We start from the raw sequence: 14932 nt of genomic DNA, 5'->3' as shown, positions 1-14932 counted from the left end.
AAACATTAATCCTTTGGAGTCTTTTTGCTTGTTCTGGGAAATAGGATTGGGTTTTAACCCAATCTTAATTAAAGAAAGAATCCAATCCCAAAGGGATGACAGAATTATAGCTCAGAGCATAATATTATTCCAAAAACCCTGAAAGGGTGATATAATGGGTTAGCCTTGTATCACCCTTTCAGGGTTTTTGTTTTTGCATTTTTCTTATTCTATAATCCTGACATCCCTTCAGGATTTTGATTTTACTTTTAGGAGGGTTTTAACCTTAATTAAAGAAAGAATCCCCAACTAGCTCAAGAGTCAAGTAAAGCATCACTCCTGCTAAACTTTAATTCATCAGTTTGAAACTGAACTAAACAAACGTCCAAGACACAGTCTTGAACGAGCTTCTGAGGAAAAGTAAAATAGCTCTGCGGAAAAATATTTTTGGATTGTGTAAAATGCAAAGCCTTCTGAGGAAAATTTAAATGGCTTTGCGGAAGATTATTTTTGAATTGCGGAAAAGTAAAATAGCGCTGCGGAAAAATATTTTTTGATTGTGTAAAATATAAAGCCTTCTGAGGAAAATGTAAATGGTTTTGAAGATTAATTAGCCTAAAACAGCATTTGGTAAACGGCTAATTTATTAAAAATCACCAATCTCCCATTTTACCTTTTCCATAAGGTAGAATGGGAAATTTTTATTGCGATTTATTGAAATATTGTTAGTTTTGAATATGGAAAAGAATTCTACAAAACAAGAAGGTAATCAGTACGATAAAATCGTAAAGGAGAATATTGAGAGCATCATACCTGCTTTGATGAATAGTGTTTTGGGTTTTAAGGTTAGTAAAGCAGAAGTGATAAAAGAAAAGCTTCAACAAACAAAAGAAAAAGAAGCAGATGCGTTAAGGATTGTAACTGACCCTAATGGTCAGAGGTTTATATTACATCTTGAATTTCAAGTAGATGATTATGCAAAAATGATTTATAGAATGATTGATTATTGGGGTTTGCTCAAATATAAATATCATTTACCTGTAAGACAATATGTGATTTTTATTGGAAGTGGCAAACCTAAAATGCAATCTATTTTGTCAGAAGATGGGAATTATTTTGAATTTAAAATGATTAATATTACTGAATTTGACTATAAACGCTTTTTAGTTTCAAATAATCCAGAAGAAATAATTTTAGCTGTTTTAAGTAATTTTGGTGAAGAAAAACCTGAAAATGCTTTAAACGAAATAATTCATAGACTTGAAGAAACCACTTCAGAACAAAGAACTTTTCAAAAGTATTTACGACAATTGCGAGTGTTATCTAAACTTCGTAAATTAGACCTAAAATTTGACGACATGATACAGAACATAGCCAAATATATTGATGCAGAAAACGATTATCTTGTCATCAATACCAAAAAGGAAATAGTTGAGAATCTTTTACGAGAAAGTGGTCTATCAGTAGACAAAATTGCAAAAATGGCAAAAGTCACTTTAGACTTTGTAAAGAACATTCAACAAAAACTCAATTCTGAAAAGTAATTTTTACAAATAAAATACAATCTCCCATTTTACCAAACCAATATGGCAAGATGGGAGATTTTTTATTGCCTATTTTTCTCTATTTTTGAGTAAATCAAATAGATAAGTAAATCGCACAAACTAAAAAACACTAGGTTAATATGAAGAATGAACATTTACACCATGCTAATCAAGCTAATAATACCAACAATGAACAAGAAATTTTATTAGAAAGAGTCGATAAAAAATATGCTGTAGAGGAGTTTCTAAACCTGATTGGCTATGAACGAGGTTTGTTGTTTACTGTTCGTGAATTGTTCCTTCGTCCCGGTAAAATGATTCACCATTTTTTGAATACTGATAGAAATGCTTGTACCAAGCCTGTCACTTTTTTGATTCTTTGCTCGGTAGTTTATAGTTTGATTACGAGCTATTTAGAAGTTGATGTACTCAGTGAAGAACAACTGAAAAAACAGTATGGTGCTTCTGGAGTAAATAATATAATGCTTTGGGTACAGAACAATTACGGATATGCCAATATTTTGATGTTAATTTTTATAGCCCTCTGGACAAAGATTTTTTTCAAAAAGTATTCTTATAATATTTATGAAATTGGCGTATTGCTATGTTTTATCATGGGCGAAGGTATGTTATGGTTTTCGTTGCATCCTATTATTGCCAAATTTATAAGTAATACTATTTTTGATACAGTCTTTTACACAGCTATTTTATTATATGCTGCTTGGGCTATTGGACAGTTTTTTGGTGGAGGCTTTAAAAATTACTTCAAAGCACTTTTTGCCTATTTATTAGGCTTTGGTACATTCGAAATCATAGCCATAATAATAGGCGTGGCTATGGATTTAATGGCTAAAAAATCATAATTACAGAAAACAAAAAATCCCATTTTACTCAATCAAAAGTAAAATGGGATTTTGTATTATATCACTATAAATTAAATACTTCCAATCGGGAAGCTTACTCCTACATTGATTCCAATATTTCTGTTCATACTATTACTAGTCGTTGATTTAGTAGCGTCTGTTAAACCTAAGCCATAACGAGCATCTACGTTCAACCAAATTTTATCAGCTAAAGCATAATTAAAGCCACCTCCTACGGTTACGCCCAAATCAGTACTTGAATAAAACTGTCCGTTAGGATTCAAATCATTACCATCTTTGTCTTTCGCATTCAACAAAAAGTCAACATGAGGACCTACAAATAATTTTGGACGGAAAGAGCCTACTTCATTGTTTCCATTGAAATAATAAGTAAACAAAACAGGTACTTGTACATAGTTTAGATTAATGGAGTTTGAAGTACTTTTCACCTTTGCTCCTAATTCGCTGTACAGTACTTGTACGCCTACACCAAACCAATTCTTGCTACTGTAATTAAAAAATACTCCTGTGGCTAAACCCGTTTTAGTAGAAGTATTTGAGTTGGAAGATAAATTAGAGAAATTTACACCAGCCGAAGGACCGAAAGATAAATTTTGAGCTTTTGATAAGCTAGCAACTAATAAAATAGCTACGATGAATAAACCTGATTTCTTGTTCATAATTTTAAAGAATAATTTTATGATAATTGATTACGATAAGTAATCTCAAAATATCATTCCATTCTTTAAAACTTGTTTTTTGTTGAGTAAAAGACATAGAATTTCGAACTTTTTCCTCAAAATTCCCCAAAGTGTATGTTCATTTTATCTGTTACGACTAGTTCATTTTTCGATTATCTCGCAGATTGATAGGCAAGTAAAGCAACAGATTGAATATTAATCCTTAATTTTGTAACAGAATAATATTTTGCAAAGTATTAACAGGTGTTTAATGCGGTTATTCACATTTTGACAAATTCATGAAAAAAATCAATTCTTATAGAACATTATTTGGTGCAACAAAAACAACTGAGCTTTCCGAATTAAAAAAAACATATAGAAATTTAATCAAAGAATGGCATCCTGATAAAATTCAAGACAATGAAGAGCTACAAGCTCAGGCGGCTATTAAAAGTAAAGTAATCATCGAAGCTTATAATCTTTTGGTGGCGATTGCTCCAGAAACGCAAGCGGCTAATTTGGAGGAATATACTCGTATTACTTCAACGTCTATCATCGAAGATTTTGATTACAAAGATGAAACGTTGAAAATCATTTTTCAAGACAATGTGGTGTATGAGTACTTTGGTGTGCCTAAAAATACTTATGTAAAATTGGTAAATGCTCCTTCATTACCAAGATTTGCAAAAAGACATATTTATCATTCGTTTACGTATAGAAATGTAAGTAAATAATTTATTTGGGGAGTTTAAAACTCCCCAAATAATATTTTCAGACAAAATTTAAGCTATCAAAACGCTTACCAAGTACTAGTTCGTCATTTACTCCTAACCAATTTCGCAAGAGTGTAGCGTAAATTTTACGGAAATCTACAGAGTATTTTAAATCTCCTTCATCCAAATCCGTCAAATTAGGGGCTTCATTCAGTACTTTATCTGTTTTTAATTTTCCTCCCATCAAGAACACATTATTGGCTGTTCCGTGATCAGTTCCTCCGCTAGCATTTTGTTTTACTCTTCTTCCAAATTCAGAGAAAGTCATCAGCAAAACATCATCCAGCTTATTGTTTTGTTTCAGTTCATTCAAAAACACATCCATTGTTTCAGCATAATTACGTAACAGACGTTCCTGCTGACCAACTTGATTTACATGCGTATCAAAACCAGAAATACTCACATAATACACATTGGTAGGCATTCCCGAAAGTATTAATTCTGAAATGGTTTTTAGTCTTTGTCCTAATTCACCATTTGGAAAACTCGCTTTTGATTGATAAACCTTTGATTTTGTATGTAAATATTCTGCCGAAGAAGCTGTTTCCGCCAAGGTTTTATAGAGATAACTAACATTATCAGAATGCTCTGCTGGCTGAGATTTCGCTATTTTAGCAATAAAATCTCCATGAACTTGTCGATATAATTTTTCGGGTTCTAATACCGAAAGTGCTTTTAGCTTCTCTCCTTTCATGGCTAAACTCAAAGTATCGTCAATTTCTAAAGCTTTGTAAGAAGCGCAATTTCCAGAACAATTAGCATCCAAATATCGCCCTAACCAACCTGTTTGTAAATATTGGTCGGCATTGGAAGCCGTCTGCCAAATATCCATTGAACGAAAATGAGAACGATCTGGATTAGGATAACCAACGTTATTGATGATACGCATAAAGCCATTATCATACCAAGAACGTAATTTTTCTAATGCTGGATTCAAGCCAATTTCATCATTCAAATTCAGTACTTTATCTCTGTTGATAGCAATTGTCGGACGTTCACGATAATAAATATCATTTCTAAAAGGAATTACAGTATTGAGTCCGTCATTTCCACCAGATAATTGAATAATGACTAATATTTTATCAGAAACACTATTTATGTCTAAATGTTGCTGTTCAAAGGCTTTTAAGAAATTCGGAATCATTAAGCCATCAGCGGTTGCCAATGCCGAACGTTTGATAAATTCTCTACGATTAACCATCATATTTTGAGTTAATTGGATAAATATTTAACACAATTGATATTCAGGGAGCGTCATTAAAGCTAAAACCATTTTTTTGATAGCTTCTGGCTGACTTTCCTTTTCCGTTTTGGTAATAAATCCTTTCTTTAAATCTTGGCTAATAGATACTTGCAGAAAACATGCTTCTAATTCATCAAGCAATTCTTGACGATTTTCTTGGGTAAATTGTTTTGAAAATACTTCCCAATTCATGCTTGTTTCAAGCGTATTTTTCTTTCCTTTTTTGGTTTGAAAATCCGTATTGACATCGCCATCGGATTTGGCTACCGTTCTAACAATTGTATTATTAAAAGCTAAATAAGGCAATTGCATCCTAAAAAGTAAACTTGAACTATCAATCCAATTTTTTCCGCCAGCCCAACCTGCCACATTTGGCGGATAAAGAATTACTTGCCCTAATACTCTTTGAATAAATAACAAAGATTGTTTTTCCACAAAATAAGAGCCAGTACTTCTTTGTAAACTGACCAATAATTCAACAGGAGATTTAATATGTGAACCAATATTTTTGGTATCATAAAACCAAGAACTCGTAAAAATTGTCTCCATCAAATCAGCAATATCATAATTGCTTTTGTAGAAATGCTCAGATAATTCCTGAATAATTTTAACGTCGATTTGTTCGTTGACGAAGTTTTTATAGATTTTAGTAACGACAAAATTGGCGGTTTCCTTTTGGGCTAAAATCATTTTAATGATGTCTTCGCCATCAAATTTTCCCGTTTTTCCAAGAAATTCCTTTGTTTCAAAATCATGTTGACGAGTATTAAAAAAGAAGCCATTTTCTCGTCTATCAAATTCCCAACCTGTAAAAGCTCTTGCGGCTTCTTTTACATCATGTTCAGTATAATTCCCACGTCCTAACGTAAATAATTCCATTACTTCACGAGCAAAGTTTTCGTTTGGACTGCGTTTTTTATTTTGCTGATTATTCAAGAACTGTAACATGGCTGGTTCTTTAGAAACTGCCATCAATAAATCCCCAAATTTCCCCAAAGAGTATTGACGAATGGTATTTAAGTAATGTTGTGCAAAAAGAGGATTGCGAGTTCTACAAGCAAAATGTCCATGCCAGAAAAGGGCCATTTTTTCACGCAAAACAGCTTTCGACTGAACCATTTTATCAATCCAAGCAATATTGAGTGCACCTTCCTCCTCTTTAATCATTTTATTCAATTGCTTTCTACGCTCTTCTGTCGTCAGAAGAGTATCTTTTCTCATCGCTTGTAGCTCCGAATAAATATCCGTTTTATCGACAATATCAATCGGCTCAAACTTCTCTGAGTCTTTTAATAATTGCTTAACATTTTTCTTGATTGACTGTCGGCTATACTGGTTAATGATTTCAGGCTTTTCGCTAAAGCCCGCTCGCCATAGAAGATGTTGGATGAGTTTTTCCTTAGCCATAATTTTGTCGAGTTTAAAATTTAATGACTCTTAGAGTATAGAACGTGCGAAAAGGTTTAATTATTAAAATTACAATCAATATTATTTAATTTATATTCTTGTAAGAAAACCTCTAAAAACAAAAATCCGCTCTTTCAAAGCGGATTCTGTTTCAATAAATTATGCAAAATATTTTTATGCAATCTGTGCAGCCAACCAGTCACCTACTTCTGAAGTAGAGAATGCTTTTCCGCCATCAGCAATATCAACTGTAACAACGCCTTCTGCTAAAGATTTATTAACGATGTCTTTAATTTCGTTAGCTTCGTCCATCAATTTGAAAGCATATTCAAACATCATGGCTGCTGAAAGTACTGTTCCAAGTGGGTTAGCAATGTTTTTACCAGCCGCTTGTGGGTAACTTCCGTGGATTGGTTCAAATACTGAAGTATGTAAACCAATAGAAGCTGAAGGCATTAAGCCCATAGAACCAGAAATTACTGAAGCTTCGTCTGTTAAAATATCACCGAACATATTTTCAGTAACCATTACATCAAAACCTTCTGGCCATTGGATAATACGCATGGCAGCTGCATCTACGAATAAGTATTCAGTTTCTACTTCTGGATATTCTTTTTCAATTCCTTGCGCTACTTCTCTCCAAAGTCTTGAAGTTTCTAATACGTTCGCTTTGTCAACGATACATACTTTTTTACGACGCTTCATTGCATATTCATAAGCCAAACGAACGATTCTATCAACTTCTGGTTTTGTATATTCGCATACGTCCCAAGCTTTGTCACGAGTTTCGTTTCTTCCTTTATCACCGAAGTAAATACCGCCAGTTAATTCACGAATACAAACGAAGTCTGCATTTTCGATTAATTCTCTTCTTAATGGAGATTTGTGTAATAATGAAGGGAATACTAAAGTAGGACGAATATTGGCATACAATCCCAATTTCTTACGCATTGCTAATAAACCTTGTTCTGGACGAACTTTTGCTGAAGGGTCATTATCAAAACGTGGGTGACCAATTGCGCCGAACAATACTGCATCAGCTTGCATACAAACTTCATGTGTTTCGTCTGGATATGGATTTCCAGTAGCATCAATTGCTACAGCACCTGTTAAAGCGTGTGTAAGGTTGATTTCGTGGTTATATTTTTTACCAATTGCATTAATAACTTTTAATGCTTGTTCAATTACTTCTGGTCCAATTCCGTCACCAGATAAAACTGCAATATTTAATTTCATTTATTTTTTTTATTTAGACTTTGAGACAGAAGACACAAGATTCAAGACTTTAGGATTCTGGACTTTATGACTCAAGGATTTTTTGTTATTAGATTTTAAGATAGATTCAAGATACAAGAAGCAAGATTCAAGACTTGAGGATTCTGGACTTTAAGACTCAAAATAAAAGAATCAAGACTTGATTTTTTTTGACTTTTAAGACTTTAGTTTTTTTGTAAATCAGATAACTCAGTGAGTAATCACTAAATCACAATTCACTAAATCACTAATTTTAAAAACTCACTAATTCACTAATTCACAACTCACTAAATCAGGTTTAGCATTTTTTGTGTTGCTTTAATTGCTGAAACCGTTTGATCTGAATCTAGTCCTCTGGTTTTAAACTCATTTCCTTTGTGTTCCCAAGTAATGATGGTTTCACAAAGGGCATCAGTATTTCCTCCTGGTGGAATCCTTACAGCATAATCAGTCAACATCGGAAGCAATACTTCTTTTTTAAGATATACTTTTTTCAAAGCATTCATAAAAGCATCGTACTGACCGTCGCCTTGAGCATTTTCTTCAAAAATATGTCCTTCAATTTTCACCCTGATGGTAGCCGAAGGACGAAGATTTTTAGAATGCGTCAACACATAATTGATTACTTCTACTTTCTCTTCAACGATATTGGTATCAATTACATCAGAGATAATATATGGTAAATCTTCCTGAGTAACGACTTCTTTACGGTCGCCCAATTCAATAATTCTTTGGGTTACTCGCTTCAAATCCGCTTGCGATAATTTAATCCCTAATTTTTGAAGATTCTTCTCAATATTAGCTTTGCCCGAAGTTTTACCCAAAGCATATTTACGTTCTCTGCCAAAACGTTCTGGCATCAAATCGTTAAAATATAAATTGTTTTTATTATCTCCATCAGCATGGATTCCTGCGGTTTGCGTAAATACGTTTTCACCAACTACAGGTTTATTCGCTGGAATTCTAAAACCAGAAAATGTTTCAACCAGTTTACTTACAGAGTAAAGCGAAGCTTCAACAACAGAGGTTTCTACTTCTGGCATAAAGTCTTTCAAGACAGCAATCGTACTTGCCAAAGGTGCATTTCCTGCTCTTTCGCCCATACCATTTACTGTTAAATGAAGACCATGAACGCCAGCACGTACACCTTCCATCACGTTAGCAATACTTAAATCATAATCGTTATGCGCATGAAAATCAAAATGTTGATTTGGATAACGTTGCACGATTTGAGACAAAAAGTCGTAACATTCACGAGGAGTTAACACGCCCAAAGTATCAGGCAACAATACTCGCTTAATAGGTTGCGTACTCAAGAAATCCAAAAACTGAAATACATAATCTGGCGAATTACGCATACCATTACTCCAGTCTTCTAAATAAACATTACATTGAATATCTTTAGAACGAGCCAGCGCAATTACTTCAGCGATTTCTGAAAAATGTTGTTCAGCCGTTTTCTTAAGTTGATGCGTTAAATGATTCATTGACCCTTTTGTAAGGAGATTCATCACTTTTGCACCCGCTTCAATCATCCAATTCACCGAAGTTTCTCCATCAACAAATGTTAATACTTCGATTTTATCAATCAATCCGTTTTCGCTTGCCCAAGCAGTAATTTTTTTAACTGCCTGAAATTCACCGTCGGATACTCTTGCAGAAGCTACTTCCAAACGATCAACTTTTACTTCTTTTAATAATAATTGAGCGATTGCTAATTTCTCAGTAGCCGAAAAAGACACTCCACTGGTTTGTTCACCATCACGGAGTGTCGTATCCATTATTTCTATATGTCGCATATCTTTGCTGTAAGCGGCAAGCTATGAGCTATAAGCTTTGAGCCTTGAGCCTTGAGTTATGAGCCTTGAGCTACGAGCTTTGAGTTTTAAACTACAAGATTTTCACTTGAAGTTTATACTCAACGCATATAACTCAGAACTCAAAGCTCATAGCTCATAGCTCAATGCTTATAGCTTACAGCTTAAAGCTCTTAATAAATACTTTTACTAGCAAAACCTCCTATTTCTTCTTTCATCGCTTGAAGATAATCAATATCATCAAAGCCATTTAATAGGTTGTTTTTCTTATAACCATTGATTGCAAAGCTTTCTTGTTCTCCAGTTGCAACAATAGTAATTGTTTGTGCTGGTAAATCTACTTCTACTTCAGCTGCAGGATTTGCTTCGATTGCCAAGAAGATTTTATCCAAAAATGCAGGGCTTACTTGTACTGGAAGAATACCCACATTAATAGCATTTCCTTTGAAAATATCAGCAAAGAAGCTAGATACTACACAGCGGAAACCATAATCGTAAATCGCCCAAGCAGCGTGTTCACGGCTTGAACCACTTCCGAAATTATGTCCACCTACAAGGATTTTTCCTGTATAAGTTGGGTTGTTTAATACGAAATCTTGTTTTGGTGAACCGTCAGTATTATAACGCCAGTCACGGAATAAGTTATCACCAAAGCCTTCACGTTTAGTAGCTTTTAAGAAACGTGCAGGGATAATTTGGTCTGTATCAACGTTCTCAATTGGCATTGGTACAGCCGTTGATTGTAATATCGTGAATTTATCGTATGCCATTGTGTTAGAGCTTTCAGCTTTCGGATTTCGGACTTCGGCTTTTTAAAATATTTTACCTTAATACGAAATGGCTTTAGCTTCCAGCGTTTAATTTTATAATCAAATGATATAATTGTTTTTTGATAGCAATAATTTCTGTTGAGATTGTTAAAAACATATCGCTTGAAAGATAATCTAAGTCTTTTGACAAAATCATTAAATATTCAAGTTCTGAAGCAGAACCAAATGAAATATTCAAATACCTTGCAAAATCTTTATCTCCTATCTTACCACATCCCTCTGCAATATTAGTTGGGATAGATGCGACGGCTCTTCTGATTTGAGAAATAAGTCCATATTTCTCTTCATTAGGAAATGTTTTTGTTTGGGAATAAAGTAATAAGGTCAATTGGTGACTTTGTTCCCAAACTCTCAATTTTCGAAAATCTCTCATAGGATATAAATCGTTGGCTTTTATTGAAGGTTTCGATAGTAATTTTTGTAATACTAAAATAATTGATTTTAAATCTATTATTATGTTACTTACACTTAAATTAAAACCGAAATCCGATAGCCGACGACCGAAATCCTACAACAACTCTCTCGGATCTGTAACAACCCCAGTAACCGCAGCAGCAGCAGCAACTAATGGACTTGCCAATAATGTACGAGAACCCGGTCCTTGACGTCCTTCAAAGTTTCTGTTTGAAGTACTTACTGCATATTTACCAGCAGGAATTTTATCATCATTCATCGCTAAACAAGCTGAACAACCAGGCTGACGTAATAAGAAACCTGCTTCCGTAAGAATATCATAAATACCTTCTTCACGGATTTGTGCCTCCACAATGTGCGAACCTGGAACAATCCAAGCAGTAACATTATCAGCTTTCTTGCGTCCTTTTACGATAGAAGCAAAAGCACGGAAATCTTCGATACGTCCGTTTGTACAACTTCCGATGAAAACATAATCTACTTTCTTGCCAAGCATACTTTCTTGCTCGCCAAAACCCATGTAGTTTAATGATTTATCGTAAGTAGCTTTTCCGCCTTCTACAGATTCAGCCGTTGGAATATTTTTAGAGATACCAATACCCATACCCGGATTTGTACCATAAGTAATCATTGGTTCAATATCAGCTGCATCAAAAGTATATTCTTTATCGAATACTGCATCTGCATCTGTTTTCAATGTTTTCCAATAAGCTAATGCTTTATCCCAAGCTTCGCCTTTTGGTGTTTGTTCACGACCTTCAAGATAATTGAAAGTAGTTTGGTCTGGAGCAATCATACCACCACGAGCACCCATTTCGATACTCATGTTACAAACCGTCATACGACCTTCCATTGACATATTTTCAAATACATCACCTGCATATTCTACAAAATAACCAGTAGCACCTGCTGTAGTTAATTTCGCAATTATATATAAAGTAACGTCTTTCGGAGTAACACCTTTGCCCAATGGACCATTTACGTTTACACGCATTTTCTTTGGCTTAGGTTGCATAATACACTGAGAAGAAAGTACCATTTCAACTTCAGAAGTACCAATACCGAAAGCAATTGCACCAAAAGCACCATGCGTAGAAGTATGTGAGTCACCACAAACGATTGTCATACCCGGAAGTGTGATACCATTTTCTGGACCAACTACGTGTACAATACCATTTTTAGGATTATTCAAACCCCAGTGAGAAATACCATATTTCGCAGAGTTAGTTTCCAAAGCTTTCAACTGATTTGCCGAAAGTGGATCCGCCACTGGAAGATGTTGGTTAATCGTTGGCGTATTGTGGTCAGCAGTAGCGAAAGTACGGTTTGAATACATAACACCGATACCTCTTGTTTCAAGGCCTAAGAAAGCAACAGGACTAGTAACTTCATGAATAAAATGACGATCAATGAAGAATACATCTGGGCCGTCTTCGATTTTACGAACAACGTGGGCATCCCATACTTTGTCGAATAATGTTGTTGGTTGCATATTGTTTTTAATAATTAAATTTCTATGATACAAATTTGAGAAGAATTGAAGATAAAGTATTAACGAATTAAGTTCAAAAAATGCCGTTTTTAGTTCAATGTTAATTATTGGTCGTAAAAAAGCATCTTAGATTCTTTCAAAGACCGAAATTAATTAGAATTAAGCATTATTTAATTGTTACATTGATATTTATAGTCCAATTTTTTCTTGAAATAGTTTTTTTATAAGAAACTTAAAAATGTATATTTGTAACAGTAGCTATGAATTTTAATCATTAATTTTAATCTAAAACCCTTCAATTACCATTATGAATGACATTATTTACTTAGTACCTGCCTTCGGAATAGTAGGATTACTCTACACTGCATGGCGTTTTAGTTGGGTTTCTAAACAACCTGCAGGAAATGCCGAAATGCAAAAGCTCTCTGGATACATAGCAGATGGTGCCATTGCATTCCTAAAAGCTGAATGGAAAGTATTAGCATACTTTGCCATCCCAACTGCCTTATTATTATTCTGGTTGGGCTCAGATACAGGCACACCAGAACACCCTATTCATTCTTCTCCATTAATTGCAGTATCATTTTTAATTGGTGCATTATTATCGGCAACGGCTGGTTACATAGGAATGAAAATTGCTACCAAAGCAAACGTTCGTACTGCTGAAGCAGCTCGTACTTCGCTTTCTAAAGCACTTGATGTTTCCTTTACTGGTGGTTCTGTTATGGGTATGGGCGTGGCTGGTTTAGCTATTTTAGGGCTTGGAGGTTTATTTATTGCCTTTTATAATATCTTCGCACAGGGTCAAGCACTTACTTCTGATGAAATGAAAACTGCAATCGAAGTTCTTGCAGGTTTCTCTTTGGGTGCTGAATCTATTGCACTTTTTGCAAGAGTAGGTGGCGGTATTTATACCAAAGCAGCCGATGTTGGTGCAGATTTAGTAGGTAAAGTAGAAGCTGGAATTCCAGAAGATGATGTGCGTAACCCTGCTACTATCGCCGACAACGTGGGTGATAACGTAGGTGACGTGGCTGGTATGGGTGCCGATTTATTTGGTTCGTATGTGGCAACGATTTTAGCAACAATGGTACTCGGACAAGAAATTGAAGTAAGTGATAATTACGGAGGCTTCTCTCCTGTTTTATTACCGATGCTTATTGCGGGCGTTGGTTTACTGGCTTCTTTGGTTTCTACTTTCTTTGTGAAGATTAAAAGTGAAACTTCTTCTGTTCAAAATGCTTTAAACTTGGGTAACTGGGTTTCTATTATCATTACGTTTATTACTTCCTATTTCTTGGTAAAAAATATCTTACCTGAAAACTTAAATCTTCGTGGCTTTGAATTTACTGCTAATGGTGTATTCTTAGCTATTGTGGTTGGCTTAGTAGTTGGTGCATTGATGTCGATGATTACTGAATATTATACTGCTATGGGCAAACGTCCTGTTTTGTCTATCATCGAAAAATCTGGAACTGGACACGCTACCAACATCATTGGTGGTTTAGCAGTTGGGATGGAATCAACAGTATTGCCAATTTTAGTCTTAGCAGCAGGGATTATTCTTTCTTATAAATTCGCAGGACTTTACGGAGTATCAATTGCTGCCGCTGGGATGATGGCTACAACGGCTATGCAATTGGCTATTGATGCTTTTGGACCTATTGCTGATAATGCGGGAGGTATTGCCGAAATGTCGCAATTGCCTCCAGAAGTGCGTGAACGTACTGATAATTTAGATGCTGTGGGTAATACTACTGCGGCAACGGGTAAAGGTTTTGCAATTGCCTCTGCGGCTCTTACTTCATTGGCATTGTTTGCCGCTTTTGTGGGTATTGCAGGCATTAAAGCCATTGATATTTATAAAGCAGATGTATTAGCAGGTTTGTTTGTCGGTGGTATGATTCCATTTATCTTTAGTGCCTTATGTATTTCGGCTGTTGGAAAAGCAGCGATGGAAATGGTGAATGAAGTTCGTCGTCAGTTCCGTGAAATTCCGGGTATTATGGAGTACAAGGCTGAACCAGAATATGAAAAATGCGTTGCTATTTCTACCGAAGCATCTATCAGACAAATGATTTTACCGGGTGCTATTGCATTAATCACTCCAGTTATCGTTGGCTTCACAATGGGACCAGAAGTACTGGGTGGTTTATTAGCAGGTGTTACTGTTTCGGGTGTTTTGATGGGTATTTTCCAGTCGAACGCTGGTGGTGCTTGGGATAACGCTAAAAAGTCATTCGAGAAAGGTGTTTTAATTGGTGGTGAAATGTATTACAAAAAATCAGAACCACATAAAGCTTCTGTAACGGGTGATACTGTTGGCGACCCATTCAAAGATACTTCTGGACCATCAATGAATATCTTGATAAAGCTAATGTCTATCGTTTCATTAGTAATTGCACCATACATTGCGGTTCATACAACCGATGTTGGGGCAAAACTAGAAAAACAGATTATCCCAATTGTAAAAACGATTAAGAATATTCCTGTTGATGCGAAGATTACAGTGGTTACGAAGCGTGTTGAATAGATTTTTTTTATTTGTTTTAAATTATATGTAATTATTATTTTGAGTAATGGCTCATATAATAGGCTAAAAACCTCACCCCCAACCCCCTCTCCTGTCGAGAGGG

12 protein-coding genes are annotated in these 14932 nt (G+C 35.0%); 4 read left to right on the top strand and 8 right to left on the bottom strand.

Annotated elements, in window-relative coordinates:
• The first annotated feature begins 716 nt into the window (after positions 1-716).
• Together ABID42_RS10685 and ABID42_RS10680 are read left to right on the top strand one after the other, a co-directional pair.
• On the top strand, positions 717-1523 hold the full coding sequence (locus ABID42_RS10685) for an RpnC/YadD family protein (protein WP_367283659.1): 807 nt from the start codon (positions 717-719) through the stop codon (positions 1521-1523).
• Positions 1524-1663: 140 nt separating this feature from the next.
• The gene (locus ABID42_RS10680) at positions 1664-2386 is read left to right on the top strand and encodes a DUF3667 domain-containing protein (protein WP_367283658.1); all 723 of its coding nucleotides are present in this window, start codon (positions 1664-1666) and stop codon (positions 2384-2386) included.
• A gap of 71 nt (positions 2387-2457) precedes the next feature.
• Here the strand turns inward: ABID42_RS10680 and ABID42_RS10675 are convergent, their stop codons facing one another.
• The gene (locus ABID42_RS10675) at positions 2458-3066 is read right to left on the bottom strand and encodes a porin family protein (protein WP_367283657.1); all 609 of its coding nucleotides are present in this window, start codon (positions 3064-3066) and stop codon (positions 2458-2460) included.
• A 299-nt stretch (positions 3067-3365) separates the two neighbouring features.
• Here ABID42_RS10675 and ABID42_RS10670 point away from each other — a divergent pair, with 299 nt between their 5' ends.
• Positions 3366-3800: a KTSC domain-containing protein gene (locus ABID42_RS10670; protein WP_184137374.1), complete on the top strand. Its 435-nt coding sequence runs from the start codon at positions 3366-3368 to the stop codon at positions 3798-3800.
• A 37-nt stretch (positions 3801-3837) separates the two neighbouring features.
• Here the strand turns inward: ABID42_RS10670 and ABID42_RS10665 are convergent, their stop codons facing one another.
• From ABID42_RS10665 to leuC, 7 genes are all read right to left on the bottom strand, one after another.
• On the bottom strand, positions 3838-5040 hold the full coding sequence (locus ABID42_RS10665) for a DUF1501 domain-containing protein (RefSeq protein ID WP_367283824.1): 1203 nt from the start codon (positions 5038-5040) through the stop codon (positions 3838-3840).
• A 27-nt stretch (positions 5041-5067) separates the two neighbouring features.
• Complete coding sequence (locus ABID42_RS10660) at positions 5068-6489, bottom strand: DUF1800 domain-containing protein (protein ID WP_367283656.1); 1422 nt, start codon at positions 6487-6489, stop codon at positions 5068-5070.
• A 174-nt stretch (positions 6490-6663) separates the two neighbouring features.
• Positions 6664-7725 (bottom strand): 3-isopropylmalate dehydrogenase, encoded by a 1062-nt coding sequence (leuB, locus tag ABID42_RS10655; protein ID WP_367283655.1) that lies wholly within the window; start codon positions 7723-7725, stop codon positions 6664-6666.
• Between the two features lie 305 nt (positions 7726-8030).
• Positions 8031-9524: a hydroxymethylglutaryl-CoA lyase-like TIM-barrel protein gene (locus ABID42_RS10650; RefSeq protein ID WP_367283654.1), complete on the bottom strand. Its 1494-nt coding sequence runs from the start codon at positions 9522-9524 to the stop codon at positions 8031-8033.
• A 209-nt stretch (positions 9525-9733) separates the two neighbouring features.
• Positions 9734-10330 (bottom strand): 3-isopropylmalate dehydratase small subunit, encoded by a 597-nt coding sequence (leuD, locus tag ABID42_RS10645; RefSeq protein WP_367283653.1) that lies wholly within the window; start codon positions 10328-10330, stop codon positions 9734-9736.
• Between the two features lie 73 nt (positions 10331-10403).
• Positions 10404-10745 (bottom strand): four helix bundle protein, encoded by a 342-nt coding sequence (locus ABID42_RS10640; RefSeq protein ID WP_367283652.1) that lies wholly within the window; start codon positions 10743-10745, stop codon positions 10404-10406.
• 153 nt (positions 10746-10898) lie between these two features.
• Positions 10899-12296, bottom strand: a complete 1398-nt coding sequence (leuC, locus tag ABID42_RS10635) for a 3-isopropylmalate dehydratase large subunit (protein WP_367283651.1) — start codon at positions 12294-12296, stop codon at positions 10899-10901.
• A 307-nt stretch (positions 12297-12603) separates the two neighbouring features.
• Between leuC and ABID42_RS10630 the strand changes: the two genes are divergently transcribed.
• Positions 12604-14829 carry a sodium-translocating pyrophosphatase gene (locus tag ABID42_RS10630; RefSeq protein WP_367283650.1) on the top strand — a complete coding sequence of 742 codons (2226 nt, stop codon included), beginning with the start codon at positions 12604-12606 and terminating at the stop codon, positions 14827-14829.
• The last annotated feature ends 103 nt before the right edge of the window (positions 14830-14932 follow it).

The sequence above is a fragment of the Arcicella rosea genome (genome assembly GCF_040543805.1).
Taxonomy (GTDB): Bacteria; Bacteroidota; Bacteroidia; order Cytophagales; family Spirosomataceae; genus Arcicella; species Arcicella rosea.
The sequence above is the reverse complement of the archived record's forward strand: the minus strand, read 5'-3'. Positions and strand labels throughout refer to the sequence as shown.